This window comes from Hoyosella altamirensis (assembly GCF_014191505.1).
Taxonomy (GTDB): Bacteria; Actinomycetota; Actinomycetes; order Mycobacteriales; family Mycobacteriaceae; genus Hoyosella; species Hoyosella altamirensis.
In genome coordinates this window covers 388,039-411,773 of sequence record NZ_JACHWS010000001.1, presented here as the reverse complement: position 1 = coordinate 411,773, position 23,735 = coordinate 388,039, and the positions used below count along the sequence as shown (strand labels likewise).

Genomic DNA, 23,735 nt, shown 5'->3' with positions numbered 1-23,735 from the left:
GTACGCCCCCGGTGACCTCATGTAGCAGTATTGGAGCGTCCGGGCGCGGTTCCTTCCCAGGCTGCACGCCATTTTTCTGGCTCGGCAACGCTGCGTCCGATTTTCTTCTCGGTTGCGACGATTGTCTCGATGAGGTCAAGGACGGCCTCGCGCAGTGCAAGTTCGCTATTGCCTTGTGGCTGAAGCGAGACCTGTACCAGCGCTTCTGGGATCAAATCGGACGGAATTCCGGCTTCCGCGGCACGGCCGAGAACCTTCTCAGCGAGCGCGAGTGCGGGTTGCGCCAGTGGAATGCCTTCGGTGAGCGACTGCTTGGGTTTCTCGGCGGCCTTGCGCTCCTGCCAGCGCTGGTTTTGCTCTTCTGCGTTCATCGGCGCGTCGTCCGTGCCGAAGTGGGGCGGATTGCGATGCAGCAGTTTCGCGGTAAGTGCCGCTGCGACATCGTCGAGAGTGAACGGGTCATCAGGGTCGTCCTCAGCGATGCGTGCATGGAAGAGCACTTGCAGCAACATGTCGCCGAGTTCTTTGCGGAGCTCGTCACGATCCCCAGCCCTGACCGCGTCGAGCAGCTCGTATGTCTCCTCGAGAAGATAGCGTTGCAGCGACTCGTGAGTTTGTTCTCGTTCCCACGGTCCTCGAGTGCGGAGATCGTCCATCAGATCCACTGACTCCAGCAGTCTGGAGCCCGGAAAGCCGTCAGCAGCGATGAGCGTTTCGCCCGCCGCGAGCCTGGCGCTCACTTGCGGATGTGTCTCGCTCACCGCGACGAGCGTGTCAGCGGTGGAGACGACGTCGAGCAGATCGCGTATCGAAGCCGGAACGTCGGGAGTAGCTTCCACGGGGCCCGCAAGGTGCTGGACAGCTCGGAGCGGGACGACCTCGGGACGCCGTGGGTCAAGTAAGACGACGGTCATGGGCGGTCACCTCACGATCACCTGCGTCTCCCCTTTTGGCTTCCCATCCAGGGAGGTCAGGAAGTCCGCTACAAACTGGACGACGTCGTTGTCACGCACCCGAGGGTCAGCTGGGGTTCCCCTCCCGCTGCGAGGCAGCGGAAGCTGTATTTGCGACGTTGTGGGGCGGTACTGGGCCGATGGGTACAGTCTTTTGAGCCTGACCTGTTTCGAATCCGGAAGCGTCATCGGCGCCAGTCTGAGTTGTGTGCCCACTACCGTGACATCCGTGAGTCCGCGTTCGCGGCACATCAGGCGCAACCTGGCCACGGAGAGTAGTCGTTTGACCTCTTCCGGCAGCGGGCCATACCTGTCGAGCAATTCTTCTGTGGCGGCATCGAGTTCGTCATCGCCCTGCGCGGCTGCAATCTTGCGATAAGCCTCGAGCCGAAGGCGATCACTGGAGACGTAATCGGGCGGTATATGGGCATCGACTGGAAGGTCGATCTTGACTTCTTTCTTCTCCTCGGGCGCCTCGACCGGTCTGCCATCGGCCACTGCCTTGAATGCTTCGACAGCCTCGCCCACGAGTCGAATGTAGAGATCGAACCCGACCCCCGCGACGTGGCCGGACTGCTCGGCTCCGAGAACGTTTCCTGCACCACGGATCTCGAGGTCCTTCATCGCTACCGCCATCCCCGCACCAAGATCGGAGTTCTGCGAGATCGTCGCGAGCCTGTCGTACGCCGTCTCGGTCAGGACCCGGTTCGATGGATACAAGAAGTAGGCATAGCCGCGTTCTCTGCCGCGGCCCACGCGGCCGCGCAACTGATGAAGTTGCGAGAGACCGAGCGTGTCCGCGCGCTCCACGATCAGGGTGTTCGCGTTTGAGATGTCGAGCCCTGTCTCCACAATTGTGGTGCACACCAGGACGTCGAATTCGCGGTTCCAGAAGCCCTGAACAGTAGTCTCGAGTGCTTCTTCGTTCATCTGACCGTGCGCGACGACTACACGAGCCTCCGGCACGAGATCACGAATGTGTTTGGCTGCCTTCTCGATCGAGCTGACGCGGTTGTGAACGTAGAACACCTGGCCGTCGCGAAGGAGTTCCCGCCGGATGGCTGCACCAACCTGTTTGTCTTCGTGGGCCCCGACGTATGTGAGGACGGGCAGCCGCTCCTCAGGGGGTGTCAGGATCGTCGACATTTCCCTGATTCCCGCCAGCGACATTTCTAGCGTTCGCGGTATGGGGGTCGCGGACATCGTCAGCATGTCGACGTGCGAACGAAGCGCTTTGATGTGCTCCTTGTGCTCGACTCCGAATCGTTGCTCTTCATCGACAATCACCAGGCCGAGGTCTTTCCAGCGCACACCTGTCTGGAGCAGCCTGTGAGTGCCAATGACGACGTCCACCGTCCCATCCGCAAGCCCCGCGATGACCGCACGTGAGTCCGTGGGAGCGGTGAAGCGCGACAACTGCTTGATTTTTACGGGGAATCCCGCCATCCGCTGCGTGAACGTCTCTGTGTGCTGCTGCGCGAGCAACGTCGTCGGCACCAGAACTGCAACTTGCTTGTTGTCCTGAACCGCTTTGAAGGCTGCCCGTACAGCGATTTCGGTCTTACCGAAGCCAACGTCGCCGCAGACGACCCTGTCCATCGGGACGCCACGCTCCATGTCGCCCTTGACTTCTGAAATTGCGGTGAGCTGATCGTCCGTCTCCACAAACGCGAAAGCATCTTCGAGTTCGCTTTGCCACGGCGAATCCGGGCCGAATGCATGGCCCGGTGAGGCCTGCCGCTTCGCGTACAGCTGCACAAGCTCTGCCGCAATCTCACGGACCGCTTTGCGTGCCTTGCGTTTAGTGTTCTGCCAGTCGGAGCCGCCCATTTTCGACAGACCTGGCGCTTCGCCGCCGACATAGCGCGACAACTGGTCCAGGGACTCCATCGGAACGAACAGCCTGTCCCCCGGGTGCCCGCGCTTGCTCGCCGCGTATTCGATGACGAGGTATTCACGCCGCGCGCCGCTGACGGTCCGTTCCGCCATCTCCACGAACCGTCCGATGCCGTGCTGATCGTGCACAACAAGGTCACCCGCCTGCAAGGCAAGCGGGTCAACCTGGTTGCGCCGCTTCGATGCGAGCTTGCGTGCAGGCGTCGTGGTCGCCCGGTTTCCGGTCAGATCCGATTCGGTGAGCACGATGAGCTGAGCGTCCTCGAACACCACACCGCTGCTGAGCGTTGCACACAGCAGGTTCACCACGCCTTCGGACAGGGCTTTGCCCGGCTCGAGAAGAGCTGCAGGCACTTCCGCGTCAAGTAGCCGCTCCTTATAACGCTGTGCGGTACCGGCACCGGGGACGACGATCGCTGCACGGCCGCCCTGCGAGATATGCGCGCGGAGCATGGCGAAAGTGGTCGCGATCTCCTGCTCACTTCCCCGCATCGCGGGCGCAGCCTGGACCGGCAAGACCAGTTCGTCGTCGCTTCCACTGGCGAGCTGCGTCAGATCCCACCAGCCACGACCACCAGCGAGAGCCCTCTCACGCACAAAGGGCAGCGGCTTGAAGGCTGATGCCGAAAGGTCGAGCGTGCGCGAATCGATGGGGGCACCCCCACCGAAAGAGGCGGCAGCCCAGGAAGCCTCGAGGAACTCTGTGCCGGAACTGCGGAGGTCATCCGCCCTGGCGTTAGTTTTCTCGGGATCGCAGATAACGACAACGGTCCCCTGCGGGAGAAGCTCAGGCAGCAGCTCGAGCGGACCTTCCGTCAGAGCTGGGATCAGCGCCTCCATGCCCTCAACTGGAATTCCCGAGGACAGCTTGTCGAATAGTTCCACCAGCGAGTCGTTGCCCGCGTGGTCCGCGGCAAGTGCGGCGGCGCGTTCCCGCGCAGAGTCGGTCAACAAGAGTTCCCGGCACGGCGGCGCGATGACAACCTCGACCGCACCCCCGGAAAGTGACCTTTGGTCGGCAACGGAGAACTCGCGCAGTTCCGTGACCTCATCGCCCCAGAACTCGATGCGTATTGGGTGTTCAGCAGTGGGTGGGAAAATGTCCAGGATCCCGCCCCGCACCGCGTACTCGCCGCGCTTAGCGACCATATCGACGCGCTTGTAGGCGAACTCGGTGAGTTGAGCGAGTAGATCGTCGAAGCTGCGTTCCTCGCCTATTTTCAGCACAACCGGTGCGCGTTCACCGAGGCCGCGCGACATCGGCTGAATAACCGCGCGGACCGGCGCGACGATCACCTTGAGTGGCGCCCCGAAGGTGGCATCGTCCGGACGCGCAAGCCGCCGCAGCACTTGAAGCCGCTGACCGACGGTATCCGCCCCGGGCGACAGCCGCTCGTGCGGCAGCGTCTCCCATGAGGGAAACAATGCGACAGTGTCACCAAGGACGCCTTGAAGCTCACTCGTCAGGTCTTCAGCCTCGCGGCGATTGGCCGTGACAAGCAGCACTGGGGCGACGCTGGCCAGGGCAGCCGCGACGAAGGGACGCGCCCCCAGTGGTGCGACAAGTGTGCGCTCGGTTCGGCCAACTGCGTCACGCACCTGCTGCAATGCTGCATCGCCGAGAGCGAAATCGAAGAGCGCCGAGGACGCACCTTGCCGTGACTGCTGAGCGGACACTCCCCGAGCTCCTCACGCGATAGATCTACGAATCCCACCAGCCGGCCTGACTCACAATTGACCAGCGCGCACGATTCTATGACCGACCACCGACAATTCGCTCACCCACGAGGTCAGCGGCCTGCGAACTTGCGTCAGGTCAAGCCTCAGCAGAATCAGAACCGTGCAATCGTGGCTCCGGCTCAAGGTTCATCAGACCGTTCCAGCACAGGTTCACCAAATGCGCGGCGACGATTTCCTTCGGTGGGTTCCGCTCGTCGAGCCACCACTGAGCAGTGACCGACACCATGCCCACCAGCGCCTGCGCGTACAGCCCGGCCGACTCGGGCTGCAGCTCCCGCTTGCCGAAGTCCGACGCCAGCAGATGCGTAACCTGACCGATCGCGTCATTCAGCAGACTCGAGTATGTGCCTGAACTTGCGCCCACTGGCGAGTCGCGAACGAGAATCCGGAAACCATCCGTGCATTCTTCGATGTAGGTCAGGAGCGCGAGCGCCACCTGCTCCACCCGCACCCGCGAACGATGCGAGGACAACGAGGACGTGATCCGGTCGCGCAGATCGGACATCTCCCGGTCGACTACGACTGCATAGATTCCTTCTTTGCCGCCGAAATGCTCATAGACGACAGGCTTCGACACTTGCGCCCGCTGCGCGATCTCCTCCACCGAGGTCGCCTCGTATCCACGCTCAGCGAACAGAGACTTTGCCACCTCGATCAACTGGTTTCGCCGCTCCGCACCGGTCATGCGCGCACGCGGAACTCTCTCAGTCGCGCTGTCCCTGTCCGGGGCCGCGTCCGAAGAACCCGAGCTCCTTGCGCTAGTCATCGTCGATTCCATCCTTCCCCTGCGGATCGCCGCGTATACAAGTCGACCAAACGCCCATCTGTATGTAAGGATCATTGCGCACATCTGCTGCCGGTCCTCCATCAGGGCCCGCGCCAGTGTGCCGCACAATCCGCCGTGGTGTAATCGGCAGCACCGCTGATTTTGGTTCAGCTAGTTCAGGTTCGAGTCCTGGCGGCGGAGCAAAGCGCAGGTAGGGACGATATTTTCCCACCTTCGGAAGCGTCGATAGGGGCCTCTTGGACCCACTGGGACCCACGCAAGAATAGGGTGTCGATCGCGTCTCGCGTCCGGTCGTCCTCACCTGGCCATTGATACGGTTTGGCGCTAGTGGCTAATTAGTTGGTGTGCTCGCTGATAGGACACACCTAGTACGGTGCCGATATCACGGACCGGAACGTCTGCCTTGGATAGTCCGCCTGCAAGGCGGCGGGACAACTCTTGCGCTTCCGCTTCTAGTTTTGCGGCTTACTCGCGGACCTGCCGAATATGCATCGCTTCGCCGATGACGTCACGGAGTCCGTGAACTTCGACAGTCACCGTGACATCGACATCTGAGATGCGCGAGTCGTTCGCTAGCGCGATGAGTTCGCGTGCCATTTGCTCAACTTCGCTCAGACGGCGGGCCTGGGTGAGTTCATCTAGTTCCGGTACACGAACCATCCACCAGCGACCCTCACGAGTCACTTTGACTTCGTATGCTCTCCTGCTCATGTGCGCTTCTCCCTTGGGTTGTTACCGCGTGGAGTCGATGGCTTCCAGGACCTTGCGGTTTGACCACTTTTCGTGTCGGCTTGTCGGAGGCGGCTACTTTCTCAGTCCACCTCGTATCCAAATATGTCGCAGGACTCACCCTTCGTACCGTGTGCAGAGGCATTAGCGGCAGGCTTCCAGTCCACGCAACCTTGTATCTAGTGCTCGCATGAGCTCGCCCACACGACCACCGCCACCTGGGGCGCTTGGGTAACGCGTCAGGACGCTCACCACGATGGGGCCAGCTAGATTTCCCGCCTTTTCGATGTACCCGTCGCCCACTGTGTAGTCGCCGCCAGCATCGAGTTCGAGTGCTCGGGCTGCATGGGCGGCTGCTCCGAGGATGTGCTTGACCTGGGTCGCTTTCGCCAGTGGATGCAGGTATGCAGCGCCTCCCGCGTGACCGGCAGCGCGCGCCGCGTCGACTGCGGCTTCAAGGCCGCCCTCTTGTGCGGAACGCGCCGCGCGGTGCGCTGCGAGCGCAGTCATTCGCAGCGCCTTGGTCCGGTTTCCCCCGGAGGCAAACCTGTGCGCCTCGTCGAGTGCAGACCGTGCACGTGTATCACCTGCGCAGTCGCGCTCGAAGATCGCCAGCACCGGCTCCGCGCAGGCTGCGGCAAACGCTGCCACCTCACGCAGGTCAGCGATGCTGAGTTCAACCATCAGATCCTCATCAGCCACATTTGCATCCTCGCGCGTGGTGACAGCGCAGTCTCTGACGATGGCACCGCAAGTTCGGCATTCCCAGGTGCGGCAGTACGGCTCATTCGTCGTTTGCCACCCGACAAGCACTTCGTTTGGTCCGAGCCGATGGCCATTGGGACAGTGCGGTGGTGCGGGCTCGATAAGCTGCACGGCGCTAGATTACGCGCCTGCAGTGACAAGTCTGAGCGTTCACTCCTCACGGTCCATCACTTTGTCCTCGACAGCGCTGTCTTCCGCAGCGCCACCTGACGCGCGCCGGTACAGCACGCGCCCGGAAGCAGCGGTGAGCCCGAACACGACAGTGCTGACAGCGATAACCAGGGTTCCGGCCGCGTAAAGCTCCGGATCGAGGCCGATTCGTTGGTCGATCAAGAGCAGGTAGAACAGCGCGGCAACTCCGATCGGCCCGAACCAGCCTAGGTAGACAGCGTCGCGCAGGCGCAGTTTCAGCGCCTTCGCTAACAACAGGATCACTGGCAGTCGCCGCAGCACCAGTACAGCCGCAGCGAAGAGCAGTCCTTGCACTCCGAGACTCTTCCAGTCCTGCCAGGGCAGCGACATCCCCAGAAGCATGAAGAGCGGCAGGACCGCGAATCGGTTGACGGCCTCATCGATGCGTACCTCTGCTTCCCGTTCCTGGCCGGTAGTAGCGAAGCTGAAAGCGAGACCGCCAACGAAGACCGCTAGTACACCGTCGGTATGAACCAGGTCGGACAGCCCGAGGATGCCCACCGCAAGCGTGACGGCGAAGAAGAGCATGGGCCCGCTCTCTGTCGAGCCATGCTTTTCACCTGTCCTCAGAGCCTTCCCACCACACCACCCAGCGATGACGCCCACTGCCACGGCCCCTGACAGTTGCCATAGGGATTCGACCGCGGTACTGCCCACGGTAGCGACTCCCGTCAGCGCAATAGCTACGAGAACCAGCGGCAGCGCGAGGCCGTCGTTCGCTCCAGATTCCAGCAGGAGCAGCTGTCTGGTGCGCTGAGGCACGTCGCGCTCGGCGAATCTCCCGCCCACCACATTGGACGCCAGGACGGGGTCTGTCGGGCATAGGGCGGCGCCCAGCAGAGCACAGGCGACGAGTGGCACGCCGAGGATTGCCCACCCGATTCCGGCTGAGATCGCCGCCATCAGCGGCATCGCCACTAGGAGCAGGATGAGCAGTGAGCGCGTATGAGCGCGGATGGCCCGCAAGGGGAACTGTAACGCAACTCCCATTACTGATAGGGCCAGCAAGAGGTTCGCAGCCTCCCTCAGCAATGAGGCGCTGTCTTCTGGCGCGTGGAGCGCGCCGACGACTTGCGGACCGAGCAATGCGCCTGCAAGCAGGCCGAGCATCGGTTCCGACACCGGCCATTTACGGAGGGACGCTGAAAAAGCGGCGATGATCAGCGAAAGTCCACCAAAGACGGCAAGGTACAGGCTGATGTTCACGCTGCAATCTAACCGAACGAGCGCACCCCTAAACACGGCTTTGCCGCATCGAGTCGAGCTGAACGGTCTGTACGGCCGCGCCTTCCTGGCCCCGTAGACCGCAACTTGCGTCTCACCCGGCGCAGATGTGCACAGCTACCCGTGAATTCGGCGATGCGGTTCGGCGCACGGGCATATCCTGCGTATTATCGACGATCGGCGCACGGTCGCGCCACGCAACGTTGCAACCTGACTGAGACCTGACTCGCTGTGAGCAAGGGAGAAGAATGCCGCAGACTCCACCGGCTGCTGCAGTAGTTCCTGACTCGACGTCTGATCCATCAAGGGCTTCTACCGCTGTCATTGTGCTTGCTGCGGGCGCCGGCACCCGCATGAAGTCGGACCTGCCAAAGGTGCTGCACACAATGTGCGGCCGTTCGATGATCGGGCACGCTCTCACGGCTGCGAACGCCATCGACCCTGGAGCCCTAGTCTCGGTTGTGGGGCATCAACGTGAACTTGTCGCCCGCGAAGTGAAAGCCGTAGCTGAGTTGCTCGAACGCGATATTGCGGTGGCCGTGCAGGAGGAACAGAACGGCACCGGGCATGCAGTCGAGAGCGGCCTGAAAGTGCTCCCAGACGACTTCGACGGAACAGTCCTCGTCACTGCCGGGGACGTACCCCTGCTCGACGGTGCAACGCTGGACGAACTGCTCGCGACCCATCAGGCGGGCGCTGGGGCTACAGTTACGGTCTTGACATTCACTGTCGACCGACCGCGGGGCTACGGACGGATTGTCCGCGAAGCCGACGGTTCCCTCAGCGCCATTGTGGAAGAAGCTGACGCGACAGATGAGCAGCGCGCAATCACGGAGGTCAACGCCGGTGTTTACGCGTTCGACGCCCGACATCTCCGTTCGGCGCTTCAAGATCTGAGTTCCGACAACGCGCAGGGTGAGCTGTATCTGACGGACGTCATCGAGATTGCCCGCAGGCGCCATCTCACGGTCCGTGCGCTGCACGTTGACGACGCGGCGCTCGTAGCCGGGGTCAACGACCGTGTCCAGCTCGCTGCGCTCCGCAAAGAGATGAACCGCCGAATCGTCGAGCACTGGATGCGTGAAGGCGTCAGCGTCATAGACCCCGACACAACATGGATCGACGTCTCGGTCCGTCTCGGCAGGGACGCGACCCTGCTCCCCGGTGTGCAACTGTATGGGGCGACCCTCATCGGCGATCGGGCTGAGATTGGTCCTGACACTACGCTGACGGACGTGACTGTCGGCGAGGATGCGCGGGTAGTCAGATCGCACGGTGAACGTTCCACGATCGGCGCGTCCAGCATGATTGGGCCGTTCGCATATTTGCGCCCGAAATCGTTGATCGGGGACCACGCGAAAATCGGTACCTACGTCGAAACCAAAAATGTCGATATCGGCTCGCATTCCAAGGTCCCGCACCTGACGTACGTGGGTGACGCATCTATCGGCGAGCACACGAATATCGGCGCATCAAGCGTTTTCGTGAACTATGACGGCGTTAACAAGAGCCGAACCATCGTTGGGTCGCACGTTCGGGCAGGCTCGGACACCATGTTCGTCGCACCACTGCATGTCGGTGACGGCGCGTATACAGGAGCGGGCACTGTGCTCCGCGAAGACGTCCCGCCAGGGGCACTAGCAATATCTGGCGGCAGACAGCGCAACATTGAGGGCTGGGTCGACGCGAATCGTCCAGGCTCCGCAGCAGCGAAGGCTGCGGTGAAGGCTCGCAATGCAGCGAGGAAACAACACAACGCAACCGAGGACGGCGGCACCGAGTGAGCGCTTTTTCCGTTGACAACCAGAAGAACCTGATGCTCTTCTCCGGCCGGGCTCATCCTGAGCTCGCCGAGCAGGTCGCGAAGGAACTCGACATCGCGGTGACGCCGCAGACGGCGCGTGACTTCGCGAACGGCGAAATCTTCGTCCGCTTCGAAGAGTCCGTCCGCGGATGTGACGCCTTTGTTCTGCAAAGCCATCCATACCCGCTGAACAGCTGGCTCATGGAGCAGTTGATCATGATCGATGCGCTCAAGCGAGGCTCAGCGAAACGCATCACCGCGATCCTGCCGTTCTTCCCCTACGCACGGCAGGACAAAAAGCACCGCGGTCGCGAGCCCATCTCAGCGCGTCTCGTCGCAGACCTGCTGAAGACCGCAGGCGCCGACCGGATCATCACGGTGGACTTGCACACCGATCAGATCCAGGGGTTTTTCGACGGCCCGGTTGACCACATGCGCGCAGCGCCTCAGCTCGCAGAGTACGTGCGTTCCCACTACTCGCTCGATCAGATCACGGTGGTCTCCCCCGACTCGGGCCGTGTCCGTGTCGCTGAGAAGTGGGCAGACTTCCTCGGCGGAGCGCCGCTCGCGTTCATCCACAAAACTCGTGATCCGCTGGTACCGAACCAGGTGAAGTCGAACCGCGTTGTCGGCGACGTCGAAGGACGCACCAGCATCCTGATTGACGACATGATCGACACCGGCGGCACGATCGCCGGGGCCGTAGGTCTGCTCAAAGAGTCCGGAGCGGGAGACGTCGTTATCGCGACCACACACGGCGTACTTTCAGATCCCGCAGCTGAACGCCTAGCCAATTGTGGTGCCAAAGAAGTGATCGTCACTAACACGCTTCCAATCTCTGAGGACAAGCACTTCCCGCAGTTGACGGTGCTCTCTATCGCGCCGCTGCTCGCGCAGACCATCCGCGAGGTTTTCGAGAACGGATCCGTGACCTCACTCTTCGATGGCAGCGCCTGAACAGGTTGCGACTCAACAAGAATCGGATAACTTTCAGGCCACCGCTGAGCCGAGCCGCCTAACTTGGCGGTTCGGCATGCCTACCATCGCCGTCAGTACAACGAGCGAGGGAGTAGTGGCGTGAGTATCGGGGCCCGGATAGGTGCCATCGGCGTGGTTGCCGCCGCTGCGATGTCAGTGTCTGCTGTCACCGCAGTACCGGCGGCTGCGCAGGCTGAGGGCAACCTCGAGGTGGACGGCAGCACGGTGACGTTCACGTTCCACAACGGCACGTCTGAACCGGCGTCGTGCTTCGCCGCCCTGCAGTATTTCGGACTGCCGCTTACTCAGATCGGGCTGCCTCCGGTCACCCTCGTCGGGCCCAGCGAATCCGGGACTCTCGAAGTCGAGGTGCCCCTGCCCGGAATATACCGGCATGTGTCGGCGTGTCTGGTCGGCGACGAATACCCTTCGGACCCAGAAAAGCTGCGTGAACACCTGGTTATCCCGCTGGTGACCAACACAGAGCAAACCATCTTCGGAGATGCCGGCTACATCGTTGTGGACTCTGGGCACCTGATGCCGTGATACGGAAGCCGGATTTCGCACATCCGGCCTAGCACCGCTACCATAGTCAAGTTGTCTCGGCGAGGGTGGCTGCAAATATGCCCCGTTATCGGCGCGACCGGGCAGAAATGCCCGATCTCACTAGCCAGGCGCTGGTGTGCGCACTCGTGCGGGACTGCACGACAACACGTCCCGTTCAGAGGAGTACACGATGGCTGACACTTTCGAGCTGGCAGTAGAAGAGCGCACCGAATTCGGTAAGGGCGCTGCTCGCCGCGCGCGCCGCGACTGGAAAATCCCCGCAGTCCTCTACGGTCATGGCGAACCGCCGCAGCACCTGCTTCTGCCTTTCACTGAGTTCGCGGCCATCCTCCGTTCCGGCGGCACCAACGCGATCCTTTCGCTGAACATCGGCGGCAAGAAGTCACTGGCGTTCACCAAGTCGGTTTCGACGCACCCGATCCGCCCCGTTATCGAGCATGTCGATCTTCTCGTCGTGAAGAAGGGCGAGAAGATCAGCGTCGACATCCCCGTCGTCATCAGTGGTGAGGCCGCACCTGACACCCTCGTCACTCAGGATGCTGGCACGCTGACCGTCCTTGCGGACGCGCTGAACATCCCGGAAGAGTTCGATGTTTCGGTCGAGGGTGCTGAGGCTGGCACTCAGATCCTCGCGAGTGACGTGCAGCTCCCCGCGGGTGTCGAGCTTGAGTCTGACCCGGAAACCCTCGTCGCGAACGTCACTGCCGCTCAGGAAGAGGAAGTTCCTGAGGAGGGCGCCGAGCCAGAGGCCGTCGAGGCTGAGGCACCCGAGGGCGACGCAGTCCCTGAGGACGCCAGCGAGGAGTGATCGCTCACTCATGACGGCGCGTCGTCCCCGGGCGGCGCGCCGTCTGCTGTGTCAGGATCAGTACCGACTGACTGGAGTGAGGAGGCCGAGCGGTGACATTTGTCGTCGCGGGGCTAGGCAACCCTGGAACGCAGTACGCAACCACGCGGCACAATGTTGGCTACCTGGTCGCCGATGTGCTCGCCACGCGCTACGGCGCACGGTTTTCACGACAGAAACGTACGCGCGCGGATCTCGCTGAAATCCGGTTGTCTGGTGTCAATGCCGTGTTGGCTAAACCGCACACCTACATGAACCTGTCCGGGGGTCCTATCTCCGCGACCGCGAAGTTCTTCTCGGTCCCGCCGGAGAACGTGATTGCGGTACACGATGATCTTGACCTGGACTTTGGTGTTGTGCGCCTCAAGCGCGGCGGCGGTGAGGGCGGCCATAACGGCCTGCGCTCACTCACCTCCCACCTGCATACGCGCGATTACCTTAGGGTTCGTCTCGGTGTCGGGCGCCCGCCTGGTCAGATGGCGGCCGCTTCATACGTACTCAAACCGTTTTCCGCAACGGAGCGCAAAGAACTCGGTGTCATCGTCGAGGAAGCGGCGGACGCCCTCGAACTCCTCATCGAACTCGGACTTGAAGCAGCACAGAACCGTGTGCACGCACGCTGATTTAGAGTCCGACTAGGTTGACTGAGTTAGACCTGCGCAGTTTGCCCGACGGAGTCTTGGGGACCGTGCCCGGAGCGAGCACCGCGACGGTGCGGGGCCTGACGCCGACTTCAGCGAAGACCGCGTGCACTACCTCGTGCTGGATGCGGCTCACCTCTTCCGGATCGTCATGCGCTTTCGACTCAACGGCGACGGCGAAGCTCTCGCGCCGATCACCTGCATCAATGCGAACGGCGACCGAAGCGCCCGCACGGACCCCGGACACTGTCGCGGCCGCACGCTCGATGTCAGTCGGGTAAATGTTGCGCCCACCCATGATGATCACGTCTTTAGCGCGTCCGCAGACAACGATATGGCCGTTTTCGGTGAAGTACCCGATGTCCCCTGTATTGAGCCAGCCCTCGGAGTCCTGTGTGGGTTTCTCACCGTCGATAGTGACGTAGCCCGGGCTGACAGCGGGTCCGCGTACCTCGATGGTGCCGACGCCGCGGGTGCGTAGTTCGTTTCCCTCGTTGTCTACTACCCTGCCCTCGAGGTTGGGCACCAGCGGCCCGAGCGTGACCAGGCGACGCGTGTTGGCGCCTTTTTGCGCGGGCACCGCGCTGAACATCGCTTCGAGGAGGTCAGCGTCCACCTCGTCGATCGTCATGCCCTCGTCCACGGCCATCGAGATCGCCAGCGTCGTTTCGGCCATCCCGTACGCGGGCGCGAGGGCCTCTGGCTTCAAACCGAAACGCTCGCCCGCCTCGAGCAAGTCCAGCATCGTGTCCGGGTCGATGGGTTCGGCGCCACTCATCGCGACGCGCAATGACGACAGGTCACAGTAGTCATTCGGAGCCTGCCGCAGCCGACGGGCGAGAAGGGCCCACGCGAAATTAGGTGCAGACGTGATGGTGCCCCGGTACTTGGTGATGAGATCCGCCCAAAGCAGTGGCGACTGAAGGAAGTCGAGCGGTGTGACATTGACGCTCTCACATCCGACCTGCATGGGTGTGGTGAGAAACCCGACCATCCCCATGTCGTGGAAGAGTGGCAGCCAGCTCACCATCACATCGGTATCGAAGTCGTAGTGAGCTGCGTCGATCATCGCGTGCGTATTGGTGTAGAAGTTCCCGTGGGTGATGCGCACAGCCTTGGGCGCGCCGGTCGAACCGGAAGTCAGCTGTTGCAGCGCGATGTCCTCTTCGGCTGTCTCGAGAGGTGCCGCGTCAGGTCCCTCTTGTAGGTCAGCAACTGATACCGCGGTGATTCCCTTCTCGGCGAGGATCGGCGCGACTGGTTCGAACGGCGCGCTGATGATGACCGCCCGGGCTTTGATCATCTCCACGACGGTCTGGGTTTCGCCGGCCCAGTGGGCAAGGTTCGTGCGCGGGGTCGGTTGGTGGAGCATGGTCACCGAGCCGCCACGCATCCAGATCGCCTGCACTGAGGGCGCGATCTCCACAGGTTGCCCTGCGAGAATTCCCACCGCGTCCCCGGGGCCGATGCCAAGTTCCGCGAGCCCTCCCGCCATTTTCCGCGCCACCTGGTGGACTTCGTTCCACGATTGCCGCAGCGGCGCACTGGGCTCGCCCGTGACCAGACCCGTCGGGCTTGAGGCTGCCGTTGCATACATCTCGTCCGTGAACCTGCTCAATGCCCTCTCCTTATGCCGCGCTTCGGCCTTGCAGTCCGGAGCCGGGCCGACCTTCTCAGGTTAGTCCGCGGCGTGATGTCTGCCGGCAGATCGGCGCGATCCGCTGATTAAGTCAAAACTCCTTCAGCGACTAGGCTTACAGGAGACCTACTCGCCCGAATCGCAAGGAAACAGCGTGACCGACACCGACCAGTCCGTTCCTGGCAGCGCTAGCGCAAAGCGTGCAAGCTCGAGCGTCGCCGCGGAAGCGAAGCGGCGTCGGACGTTCGCGGTGATCTCCCATCCTGACGCTGGTAAATCGACGCTCACGGAGGCACTGGCGCTGCACGCACAGGTCATCGCTGAAGCCGGCGCCGTGCACGGTAAATCGGGCCGGAAATCGACCGTCTCCGACTGGATGGAGATGGAAAAGGCACGCGGAATCTCTGTCAGCTCGACGGCCCTCCAGTTCACCTATATACCCCCTGATGACGATGCTGAATGCGTGATCAACCTGGTCGATACACCAGGTCACGCTGATTTTTCCGAAGACACCTATCGTGTGCTGACAGCGGTTGACTGCGCTGTGATGCTCATTGACTCCGCCAAGGGACTCGAGCCGCAGACCCTGAAGCTGTTCCAGGTGTGTAAGCACCGGGGCATTCCTGTCATCACGGTGATGAACAAGTGGGATCGGCCCGGCCGCACGGTGCTGGAACTGCTAGACGAGGTCAGCGAGCGGATCGGGTTGTTGCCGACACCGCTGTATCTGCCAGTCGGCATTGCCGGTGATTTCAAGGGTCTGCTGCGCCGCGGTAAAGACGGCGAACCTGCGGACTACATCAAGTTCACGCGCACTGCCGGCGGCGCCACGATCGCGCCGGAGGAGTATCTATCAGCCGAAGCAGCGCTGTCGATCGAGGGTGAGGACTGGGAAGCGGCAGCCGAAGAGAGTGAGTTGCTTTCGGCTACCGGCCAGGACCATTACCAGGAGACCTTCCTCGCTGGCGAGACTTCGCCTGTGATCTTCACGTCCGCAATGCTGAATTTCGGTGTACGCCAGCTTCTTCAAGCCCTCGTCGAGCTTGCGCCTCCGCCCCGCTCTCGGCAGAACGTCGAAGGCGAGCCGCGAGATGTCACCGACCCATTCTCCGCCGTCGTGTTCAAAGTGCAGGCGGGTATGGATTCCGCGCACCGCGACCGGATTGCGTTCATGCGCATCGTCTCAGGCGAGTTTGAGCGCGGCATGGTCGTGACACACGCCCAAACGGGGCGGCCCTTCGCAACAAAGTACGCACAGACGATGTTCGGTCGCGATCGCTCAACAGTTGATACCGCGTATCCGGGTGACGTAGTCGGTCTGGTCAACGCCACCGCGCTAGCACCAGGGCACACGCTCTTCAGCGGTCCTGCCGTGGAGTACCCGCCTATCCCGTCGTTCGCGCCTGAGCATTTCGCGGTGCTGCGGGCCACAAGTGCGGGCAAGTACAAGCAGTTCCGGAAAGCTATTGAACAGCTCGATTCCGAAGGCGTGGTGCAGGTGCTGCGTAACGATCTGCGCGGTGACGCATCGCCTGTTCTCGCTGCAGTCGGTCCAATGCAGTTCGAAGTCGTGACCGCCCGGATGCGCGCGGAGTTCAACGTCGAAACACAGTTGGACCGCCTCCCCTACGCGCTGGCGCGGCGCACCGATGCGGAATCAGCCACTGAACTTGGCCGTCAGCGCGGCGTGGAAGTGTTCCTTCGGACGGATGGAGTCCTTCTCGCGCTGGTCAGCGACAAGTGGCGCCTGCAATTCATCCAGAAGGAACACCCAGATTTGACACTCGAACCGCTAGTCGCCACCGCGGATTAGGGGCTGGGACGCATCGCTTCGCGTACTTCGCCCAGGAGTTCGCGCATCGCGTTCTCCGCGTCGGCGCTGCGGCCGTCCGCGACGGCATGTGCGACAGTCTCGTGCAGATCAAGCGCCTTCGCTTCGGGGCGGTGCGGCATCAGCCCCAGCGTCGTTCTGCCTTCGAGGACAACTGCGATGACGTCAGTGAGCGCCGCGAACATTTCGTTCCCACCCGCGGTGAGGAGTAGTGCGTGAAACGCGATATCGAGTTCGAGGAACTGCTGGAGCTCCCCTGCCTCGCCGAGTTCCCGCATTCCGCTGGCGAGTTCTACAGCTCGGGCGCGTTCGGCAGCTGAGGCACCGCGTGCGGCCGCTGCGGCCGCCAAGGGCTCGACAGCTATGCGCAACTCCGTCAGGGTACGCATCTGCGCGTCACGGTCGGGGCCGGACAGGCGCCACCAGATGACGCGCGGATCGAACACTTGCCACGATGATTTCGGCTGGACAATGATGCCGACCCGCCGTCGCGACGTCGCGAGGCCCAGCGATTCAAGTAGGCGCATGGTTTCGCGCGCCACGGTCCGGGAAATCCCGAACTGCTGCTGAATCGTGTCGAGAGTCAGCACCTGGCCCGCGGTGAGTTCGCCCGCAGTGATACGCCGCCCAATGACGTCGAGAACTGAATTGTGCAGCACGCCAGCAATACCGGCGCTGCTCGCCGCTCCACCGCTGCCCTGTGCTGTCACGTTTCCCAGCCTATCCCTGAGGGGGGCTTCACATTCGTATCCTAAAGGTGATATCTTTCACAACCAAAGGTAGTACCTTTGGTCAAACATCCATGTATCCGCCGTGACCGGCACAAGGAGGAAGCCCCATGCCAGTGAAATCACCCAGGAATGCCCTGGTAGTGATGGGTGTCGCCGGAGTCGGCAAAACTACCACCGCACAGCTTCTTGCAGAACAGCTTGGCTGGATGCGAGCGGAAGCGGACGAGTTCCACCCGCAAACCAATATCGACAAAATGGCGTCAGGTACGCCGCTCACTGACGCCGACCGGATGCCCTGGCTCGAGTCCATCCGCGACTGGATCAGCGAACAGGCGGCCGCCGGGGACGACGTCGTCCTAACCTGTTCGGCACTCAAGCGCTCGTACCGGGATGTGCTGCGTCAAGCCAATGCGCGGGTACGTTTCGTATTTCTCCACGGGCCTGCACCCCTCATCGCCGAGAGGATGCAGCAGCGGTCCGGACACTTCATGCCCACGTCGCTACTGGACTCACAGTTCGGTGATCTCGAACCGCTTCACCCCGATGAAGACGGCGTGACGGTCGACCTGAGGGACACCACACACCAGATCGTCACAACTGCACTGACCGCCCTGAATCTGACCAACCCGGACCTGCCACAGCTCGGAGCGCAACCATGATCACTACTGACGACTGGGTGCAAACCCTCGGCGCGGGCACACTGCTCGCCATCGCCGCAGGCGCCGTCGCGGTGCTGCTCTTCCTCATCATCAAACTCCGTGTGCATGCGTTCCTGGCGCTGGTCCTGGTGAGCCTGCTGACCGCGTTCGCAACCGGAATTCCGTCCGGCGACGTGATTCCCACGCTGACGGAAGGCTTTGGCAGCACGCTCGGTGCGGTTGCGCTGCTGGTCGGTCTCGGTGCGATGCTCGGCAGACTCATCGAAGTCAGCGGCGGAGCACAGGCACTGACCGACGCGCTCATCAACAAATTCGGCGAAGAGAAAGCTCCGCTCGCCCTCGGCATCGCGTCACTGATCTTCGGCTTCCCCATCTTCTTCGATGCCGGTTTCGTCGTCATGCTTCCGATTCTGTTCACCGTCGCGCGCAGACTCGGCGGCGGCGTGCTCCGTTACGGGATTCCGGTCGCCGGCGCGTTCTCGGTGATGCACATTTTCGTGCCGCCACATCCCGGACCAGTCGCTGCGACGGAACTCCTTGGCGCCGACGTGGGGCTTGTCATCCTCCTCGCACTGGTAGTCGCGATCCCCACGTGGTACCTGACGAGCTACTTGTTCGGACTGTGGGTCGGGAAAAAGATCGTGCTGCCCGTTCCGGATATCCTTATGGGCGGGCCAAAGGCGGAACACGATGAGGATCCGCCCTCGGCCCTGACTGTCATCGGGCTGCTCCTTCTCCCCCTTCTCATGATTTTCGCTAACACCGGTCTCGACACAGCGCGTGCGGCAGGCTGGGTGGATGGAGACGCCGAGTGGTTCACTCTCGCGCGGGCACTAGGCTCCACCCCTGTCGCCCTCCTCGCAACAGTGCTAGTCGCGTCATACGTTCTCGGCACCCGGCGTGGACGCGGCGCAGACGTCGTAGAGAAGCTCATAGATTCAGCGCTGGGTCCGGTCTGCGCGATCATCCTTATCACCGGTGCCGGCGGCATGTTCGGTGCAGTACTCCGCGCAAGCGGCGTGGGTGACGCGCTGTCGGACGCGCTCGGGGATATGGGACTGCCTGTCATCGTGGCTGCCTACATCGTGGCGGCGGCGCTGCGGATCGCACAGGGCTCCGCGACTGTCGCACTCATTACGGCGGCTGGCCTTGTGCAGCCTGCCGTTTTCCTGGGCGATTTCAACTCGGTCGAGCTCGCCGCGATCGTTCTCGCGCTGGCGGCTGGTTCTGTGACGGCAAGCCACGTCAACGATTCCGGCTTCTGGCTGGTAGGGCGTTTCCTGGGGATGGACGTCAAGACGACGCTCAAAACGTGGACCGTCATGCAGACTGCAATTGGGTTGATGGGCTTCGGACTCGCCTCAGCGATCTTTGCTATCGCCTAAGACACGCGCTACAGCAGCAACGCGTCAATGTGCACCGGATCAACGTCGGCGAGGGCCGCATCCGCCCATTGGGGATTGCGGTCCTTGTCGACCAGCACTGCCCGAATCCCTTCCGCGAAGTCAGGGTGGCGAGTGACTGGGGCGGTGAGCGCAAGTTCCCGGTCCAGGCATTCGCGCAGCGTTGAGACTGCGCCACGTTCGATGAGACGCATCGTGATGCACACACTGCGTGGGGAGGCCTTCCGGAGTGTAGCCAAAACCTGTGCATGCCACTCGCTTCGGCCGTTAGCGAGGCAGTCCTCCATTTCGGTGACGGTGCCCGCGGAGAAGCACTCCTCGATCGTCTCCATGTGCGAGGCGAGCGCGGAAGGCCCCGGATCCGACGCGAAGGACTCGATAATCGCTGCGGCATCGGCTTCTCCTTCGTCCTCCAGCGCGGCGAGCAGATCTGCCAGCCTTTCGCTCCGAACGAAATGCGTTGCAAGGCCGCATGTCACAGCATCCGCGGCGTCTAAGCGTGCACCGGTCATCCCGAGATACTTGCCCAGTGCGACGCTGCCCGTACCGTTCAGGCCGAGGCGTGGGAGAAAGTAGCTTGCCCCGATATCTGGGAAGAACCCGATCGCGGTTTCCGGCATCGCGCACACCGCATTCTCGGTGACCACACGTAAGCTGCCATGCACGGAAACCCCCAGCCCACCTCCCATTGCCGCGCCATCGATAAGCGCAATGATGGGTTTCGGGAAGGTGGCGATGCGTTCATTGAGATCGTATTCCAGCCGGAAAAATTCGTGAGCCGCGTCATGCTGACCCGTCAGGACAGCGTCACGAATCGCGCGGATATCTCCACCGGCGCAAAACGCTTTCGGTGAGGTGCTCCGGATGACCACACGGCTGACCGATGTGTCGTGCATCCAGCTGTCCAAGGCGACATTGATCGCCTGGATCATGGACGTATCCAGCGCATTGAGCGCGGCCGGCCGATTCAGGGAAATCACACCAGTACGGTTCGCGGTCCTCGTCAGCACCGATTGTTCCGACCGGGAATCACCCACAGCAGCCTCACTTAATGTCGCTATTCCACACTCGAGTCGACCGTACCTGTACTTGGTGGACGCTTCACCATAGGCTGATGCGTCATGAGCGATACCTATCGGATCGATGTAGCCGATCCGTCGTCGGGGACGTACCTCGGACTGATTTCACTGAACCAGGAAGTCACTGCGATCGCACGAAAAGCCGGTATCCCTCGCGCTCTCGCGGAACTTCTGAAAGTCCGCGCGTCTCAACTCAACGGATGTGCGCACTCGATGCGCGCCTGCACCGAAGATGCGGCGAAGGCGGGTGAAGACCGCGCACGGCTCTCAGTGCTTCCCGCCTGGCGCCGGACAGGGCTGTTTACTCCGATGGAACGTGGCGCGCTCGGTCTGGCCGAGGCAATCACCACGCTTCCGGGACAAGACATTCCGCCCGTGGTTATTCGCGAGGCACGATCAGTTCTGACTGAGCAGCAGTACATCGCAGTCACCTGGATCACGATGATGGTCAACATGTGGAACCGGATCGCGATGGTGAGTGGCTACCCAGTGGAGAAGTGAATTCTCACTCGCGGCTCACTGCTTTGCGCGTTCTGGCACGGCTGGGAATCTGATCGTCCGCGCAGGCACGCTCGACCGCCGTGAAATGGCCGCGATAATAGAACATCCGGCCGAGAAGCGGATTCTTGACCTCGACCTCGATGCCGTGGTGCTGCTTATCGTCATCCCACCACTCGCGAGCCTCCGTCCGTGCAGACGCGAGTGCCGGCAAGCGCGGCGCGAAGGGTATGAGAAACCTAGGTGCACCGCTTGTGAAACGCAGTGCCCCTTTGTCATCCACCCAGAGTTGAGTCTTGACAGCCAGGTCAGGCTGCGCGCCGAGGTAATCGACGACGTAGCTGCCGGTTTTGCTTCCCACCATGGTGGAATCCATCTCCGCGGTCTTACCCTCGAAGTGGAACGTGCGTACCGTCGCGTGTGTTTCACGTCCAAGGGGGTCGGTGTACGCGTAGTTCTCTACCTCGAATGGGACATCAAGTCCTGTCCGTGACGGCGCAATTCTTCGCGAGCCCAGGATCCATGCAACTGGCACCGGAACAGCAAGGGAATGCGACATCTCTTCCATCACACCGGTGCCGATCTGGCACACACCATCCGCTGCCGAGAATCCGAACCGCCACTGCACCTTCGGGTGCAGGCGCGAGAATCGCTCACCAAGAGCATGCTCGACAACTGACGGCATAAGTCATCCTCCCATCGCGAACACGGCTACGAACCGAGATAGAAGCGGCCGCCCTGATCGTCACGGCAGTGCGCAGACACACCGTACTCCCGCACCTCCGGGCCTGCCAGCACCTCGCCACCCGCTGCCGTGATGAAATCTGGTGCGGCAGAAGCATCATCAACCCGCCACATCGGAACGATCCGGTCTTCCGGCGCTCGTGTCAGTCCGCACATTGGATGGATCCCCACCATCTCGAAACCACCGCGTTCTTCGCTTCCTTCGAACTCCCAGCCGACGACGTCTCGATAGAACTGTTGTGTCTCGTCGAGGTCGACCACCTCGAAGGTCAAATACGCGGGATCACCAGGGCCGTCCCCGTTGATCGCGGGACGCGACTCGTCGCCGCTGATCTCAGCCAACTCGAACCGGATACCGTGCGGCCCGCGGCACGCCACGATCTCACCGTCGCGTGTCCACACGCCGCCGGAAGCTTCCACGCCCGTTAGCGCGTCATCAAGATTTCTCACAGCGTAACGGCACCGCAGTTCGCTGACGTCATTCCCGCCTTCAAGGAAGATCGCCGCGCTCGTGTTCGTGACACGCAACTGGCCGTCTGCCGGCTCCATCTCCCAGCCAAGGACAGCCCTGTAGAACGCCGCAGCCCGGTCAAGATCTGGCGTGGACACCGTGATAGCCGCAATGTCGCCGTGACGCAACGTCCCACCGATTGGCGCGGCAAGCATCCAGCGATGACCGAAAGCGTCAATGAGCGTCGCGTTTCGCTGCCCATGACTCTGGTACGTCCAGCGCTCCACACGGCCCCCCGCCTCTCGTGCGCGGGTGAGAACCAAGTCAGGGTCATCCACCGGAATCATGAGGCTCACCGACGCGGTGCCCGTACGGGGCGCCGTCAGACCCATCTCTGGGAACTCCTCGGCCAGATAAATGACTCCGTCGCCGATCGTGAGTTCCGCGTGCCCGATTCGACCATCGTCCATCGTGATCGGCTCGCCGCGCACGCTCGCGCCGAAGACTTTCGTGTACCAATTGAGAGCCTCATGCGCCCCGTTGACGATCAGGTACGGCACGGCTCCCGGCCGGGGGAACCCGCCAGGTTCCGCGAGGTCATTCGAGGTGTCGGTCGCGCCCGGATCGGTCATCAATCATCACTTCCCAGCCTTCGACTTCTTCTTTTTCGCCTTCTTGCTGTTATCTAGCAGCGTAGCGGCGTAGTTCTCGACGTAGCGGAACTGTTCCCGGGGCGGGCGCTGATAATTGGTCGCGGCGGGCCGCGGCGGCACCTCGACCTTTGGTGGTTCTACATGCTCATAGGGGATCGACTGCAGAAGATGGTTGATGACGTTGATCCGCGAGTTCCGTTTGTGTTCGCTTTCCACGGTGTACCAGGGGGCCTCCGGGATATCCGTGTGGACGAACATTTCGTCCTTGGCTCGCGAGTATTCCTCCCAGCGCACGATTGACTGCAAATCCATGGGTGAGAGCTTCCATTGCCGCATGGGGTCGTTCAGCCGGGAATGGAAGCGGCGTTCCTGCTCGACGTCGGAAACCGAGAACCAGTACTTCCTCAGCATGATCCCGTCTTCAACGAGCAGCCGCTCAAAGGTAGGAACCTGGTGGAGGAAACGAAAATACTCGTCGCTTGTGCAGAAGCCCATCACACGCTCCACACCGGCGCGGTTGTACCACGAACGGTCTAGCAGCACGATCTCTCCAGCAGCGGGAAGGTGCTGGATATACCGCTGAAAGTACCACTGCGTCCGCTGGCGTTCGGTGGGCGCGGGCAGCGCGACCACTCGGCAGAGCCGTGGGTTGAGGTACTCGGTGATCCGCTTGATCGCAGACCCTTTACCAGCCGCGTCCCGGCCCTCGAAAACAGCGACGATTCGGGCGCCCGTATCTTGCACCCAGTGTTGCATCGAAACGAGCTCGGCCTGCAAACGTTTCAGCTCGGGCTCGTAAACATCGAGCGGAAGCTTCTTTTCCGCAGGTTTCACCTTGCCGTTGTACTCCGCTATCCCGGATAGATCCTTCTTCGCAGCCATGGGGTGAGGCTACTCGGGACAACGACTCGCTGTATGCCGGAT

21 protein-coding genes and 1 tRNA gene are annotated in these 23,735 nt (G+C 62.0%); 10 read left to right on the top strand and 12 right to left on the bottom strand.

From position 1 onward, the window contains the following. Positions 1–17 precede the first annotated feature (17 nt). The 3 genes from FHU29_RS01995 to FHU29_RS01985 all read right to left on the bottom strand — a co-directional run bounded on the left by FHU29_RS01995 (position 18) and on the right by FHU29_RS01985 (position 5,355). The gene (locus FHU29_RS01995) at positions 18–914 is read right to left on the bottom strand and encodes a nucleoside triphosphate pyrophosphohydrolase (RefSeq protein WP_064439644.1); all 897 of its coding nucleotides are present in this window, start codon (positions 912–914) and stop codon (positions 18–20) included. Positions 915–920: 6 nt separating this feature from the next. Continuing rightward, entirely contained in the window at positions 921–4,526 is a 3,606-nt protein-coding gene (gene mfd / locus FHU29_RS01990) for a transcription-repair coupling factor (protein ID WP_064439643.1), read from the bottom strand. Between the two features lie 139 nt (positions 4,527–4,665). Beyond that, positions 4,666–5,355, bottom strand: coding sequence for a TetR family transcriptional regulator (locus FHU29_RS01985; RefSeq protein ID WP_074390799.1), 690 nt, complete (start codon positions 5,353–5,355; stop codon positions 4,666–4,668). Between the two features lie 129 nt (positions 5,356–5,484). Between FHU29_RS01985 and FHU29_RS01980 the strand changes: the two genes are divergently transcribed. After that, positions 5,485–5,556, top strand: a tRNA-Gln gene (locus FHU29_RS01980). Positions 5,557–5,841: 285 nt separating this feature from the next. On the opposite strand, the gene FHU29_RS22980 is transcribed toward FHU29_RS01980, so the two are convergent. The 3 genes from FHU29_RS22980 to FHU29_RS01965 form a co-directional block, all read right to left on the bottom strand. Further along, a complete protein-coding gene (locus FHU29_RS22980; protein ID WP_232322918.1) occupies positions 5,842–6,087 on the bottom strand; it encodes a hypothetical protein in 246 nt (81 codons plus the stop codon). 162 nt (positions 6,088–6,249) lie between these two features. After that, the gene (locus FHU29_RS01970) at positions 6,250–6,807 is read right to left on the bottom strand and encodes a putative immunity protein (protein WP_423785857.1); all 558 of its coding nucleotides are present in this window, start codon (positions 6,805–6,807) and stop codon (positions 6,250–6,252) included. A gap of 213 nt (positions 6,808–7,020) precedes the next feature. Continuing rightward, a complete protein-coding gene (locus FHU29_RS01965) occupies positions 7,021–8,268 on the bottom strand; it encodes a cation:proton antiporter (RefSeq protein ID WP_064439642.1) in 1,248 nt (415 codons plus the stop codon). A gap of 266 nt (positions 8,269–8,534) precedes the next feature. On the opposite strand from FHU29_RS01965, the gene glmU reads away from it, so the two are divergent. The 5 genes from glmU to pth all read left to right on the top strand — a co-directional run bounded on the left by glmU (position 8,535) and on the right by pth (position 13,105). Then, complete coding sequence (glmU, locus tag FHU29_RS01960) at positions 8,535–10,070, top strand: bifunctional UDP-N-acetylglucosamine diphosphorylase/glucosamine-1-phosphate N-acetyltransferase GlmU (protein WP_074390797.1); 1,536 nt, start codon at positions 8,535–8,537, stop codon at positions 10,068–10,070. Next, positions 10,067–11,047, top strand: coding sequence for a ribose-phosphate diphosphokinase (locus FHU29_RS01955; RefSeq protein WP_074390795.1), 981 nt, complete (start codon positions 10,067–10,069; stop codon positions 11,045–11,047). Before glmU ends, FHU29_RS01955 begins: the two co-directional genes overlap by 4 nt. A gap of 120 nt (positions 11,048–11,167) precedes the next feature. Further along, entirely contained in the window at positions 11,168–11,614 is a 447-nt protein-coding gene (locus FHU29_RS01950; RefSeq protein WP_064439641.1) for a hypothetical protein, read from the top strand. Positions 11,615–11,804: 190 nt separating this feature from the next. Next, on the top strand, positions 11,805–12,443 hold the full coding sequence (locus FHU29_RS01945) for a 50S ribosomal protein L25/general stress protein Ctc (RefSeq protein ID WP_064439640.1): 639 nt from the start codon (positions 11,805–11,807) through the stop codon (positions 12,441–12,443). Positions 12,444–12,535: 92 nt separating this feature from the next. Further along, positions 12,536–13,105, top strand: coding sequence for an aminoacyl-tRNA hydrolase (pth, locus tag FHU29_RS01940; protein ID WP_064439639.1), 570 nt, complete (start codon positions 12,536–12,538; stop codon positions 13,103–13,105). 1 nt (position 13,106) lies between these two features. On the opposite strand, the gene FHU29_RS01935 is transcribed toward pth, so the two are convergent. Then, a complete protein-coding gene (locus FHU29_RS01935; RefSeq protein ID WP_064439638.1) occupies positions 13,107–14,741 on the bottom strand; it encodes a fatty acyl-AMP ligase in 1,635 nt (544 codons plus the stop codon). Between the two features lie 175 nt (positions 14,742–14,916). On the opposite strand from FHU29_RS01935, the gene FHU29_RS01930 reads away from it, so the two are divergent. Next, a complete protein-coding gene (locus tag FHU29_RS01930) occupies positions 14,917–16,575 on the top strand; it encodes a peptide chain release factor 3 (RefSeq protein WP_064439637.1) in 1,659 nt (552 codons plus the stop codon). Here the strand turns inward: FHU29_RS01930 and FHU29_RS01925 are convergent. Then, positions 16,572–17,303 carry a FadR/GntR family transcriptional regulator gene (locus FHU29_RS01925; RefSeq protein ID WP_064439636.1) on the bottom strand — a complete coding sequence of 244 codons (732 nt, stop codon included), beginning with the start codon at positions 17,301–17,303 and terminating at the stop codon, positions 16,572–16,574. The two genes, FHU29_RS01930 and FHU29_RS01925, sit on opposite strands and share 4 nt — an antisense overlap. A 128-nt stretch (positions 17,304–17,431) precedes the next feature. On the opposite strand from FHU29_RS01925, the gene FHU29_RS01920 reads away from it, so the two are divergent. After that, the gene (locus FHU29_RS01920; protein ID WP_064439635.1) at positions 17,432–17,983 is read left to right on the top strand and encodes a gluconokinase; all 552 of its coding nucleotides are present in this window, start codon (positions 17,432–17,434) and stop codon (positions 17,981–17,983) included. Then, entirely contained in the window at positions 17,980–19,368 is a 1,389-nt protein-coding gene (locus FHU29_RS01915; RefSeq protein ID WP_198156520.1) for a GntP family permease, read from the top strand. The genes FHU29_RS01920 and FHU29_RS01915 overlap by 4 nt, the downstream gene beginning before the upstream one ends. A gap of 8 nt (positions 19,369–19,376) precedes the next feature. On the opposite strand, the gene FHU29_RS01910 is transcribed toward FHU29_RS01915, so the two are convergent. Next, positions 19,377–20,423 carry an enoyl-CoA hydratase/isomerase family protein gene (locus FHU29_RS01910; RefSeq protein ID WP_064439634.1) on the bottom strand — a complete coding sequence of 349 codons (1,047 nt, stop codon included), beginning with the start codon at positions 20,421–20,423 and terminating at the stop codon, positions 19,377–19,379. A gap of 84 nt (positions 20,424–20,507) precedes the next feature. Between FHU29_RS01910 and FHU29_RS01905 the strand changes: the two genes are divergently transcribed. Then, on the top strand, positions 20,508–20,966 hold the full coding sequence (locus FHU29_RS01905; protein WP_064439633.1) for a carboxymuconolactone decarboxylase family protein: 459 nt from the start codon (positions 20,508–20,510) through the stop codon (positions 20,964–20,966). 4 nt (positions 20,967–20,970) lie between these two features. Here FHU29_RS01905 and FHU29_RS01900 read toward each other — a convergent pair whose 3' ends face one another. The 3 genes from FHU29_RS01900 to ppk2 are packed head-to-tail and all read right to left on the bottom strand — an operon-like array spanning position 20,971 to position 23,693. Further along, entirely contained in the window at positions 20,971–21,648 is a 678-nt protein-coding gene (locus FHU29_RS01900; RefSeq protein ID WP_064439632.1) for a DUF4166 domain-containing protein, read from the bottom strand. 26 nt (positions 21,649–21,674) lie between these two features. Further along, a complete protein-coding gene (locus FHU29_RS01895; RefSeq protein ID WP_064439631.1) occupies positions 21,675–22,790 on the bottom strand; it encodes a VOC family protein in 1,116 nt (371 codons plus the stop codon). Positions 22,791–22,796: 6 nt separating this feature from the next. Then, positions 22,797–23,693, bottom strand: a complete 897-nt coding sequence (gene ppk2 / locus FHU29_RS01890) for a polyphosphate kinase 2 (protein WP_157094994.1) — start codon at positions 23,691–23,693, stop codon at positions 22,797–22,799. Positions 23,694–23,735 lie beyond the last annotated feature (42 nt).

Excerpts from the sequence above, each read along its gene's own strand:
- FHU29_RS01905 (WP_064439633.1), top strand. The coding sequence starts at position 20,508 with ATGAGCGATACCTATCGGATCGATGTAGCCGATCCGTCGTCGGGGACG.
- glmU (WP_074390797.1), top strand. The coding sequence starts at position 8,535 with ATGCCGCAGACTCCACCGGCTGCTGCAGTAGTTCCTGACTCGACGTCT.
- FHU29_RS01995 (WP_064439644.1), bottom strand. The coding sequence starts at position 914 with ATGACCGTCGTCTTACTTGACCCACGGCGTCCCGAGGTCGTCCCGCTC.
- FHU29_RS01920 (WP_064439635.1), top strand. The coding sequence starts at position 17,432 with ATGCCAGTGAAATCACCCAGGAATGCCCTGGTAGTGATGGGTGTCGCC.
- FHU29_RS01900 (WP_064439632.1), bottom strand. The coding sequence starts at position 21,648 with ATGCCGTCAGTTGTCGAGCATGCTCTTGGTGAGCGATTCTCGCGCCTG.
- FHU29_RS01895 (WP_064439631.1), bottom strand. The coding sequence starts at position 22,790 with ATGACCGATCCGGGCGCGACCGACACCTCGAATGACCTCGCGGAACCT.
- FHU29_RS01915 (WP_198156520.1), top strand. The coding sequence starts at position 17,980 with ATGATCACTACTGACGACTGGGTGCAAACCCTCGGCGCGGGCACACTG.
- FHU29_RS01985 (WP_074390799.1), bottom strand. The coding sequence starts at position 5,355 with ATGACTAGCGCAAGGAGCTCGGGTTCTTCGGACGCGGCCCCGGACAGG.
- FHU29_RS22980 (WP_232322918.1), bottom strand. The coding sequence starts at position 6,087 with ATGAGCAGGAGAGCATACGAAGTCAAAGTGACTCGTGAGGGTCGCTGG.
- ppk2 (WP_157094994.1), bottom strand. The coding sequence starts at position 23,693 with ATGGCTGCGAAGAAGGATCTATCCGGGATAGCGGAGTACAACGGCAAG.
- FHU29_RS01945 (WP_064439640.1), top strand. The coding sequence starts at position 11,805 with ATGGCTGACACTTTCGAGCTGGCAGTAGAAGAGCGCACCGAATTCGGT.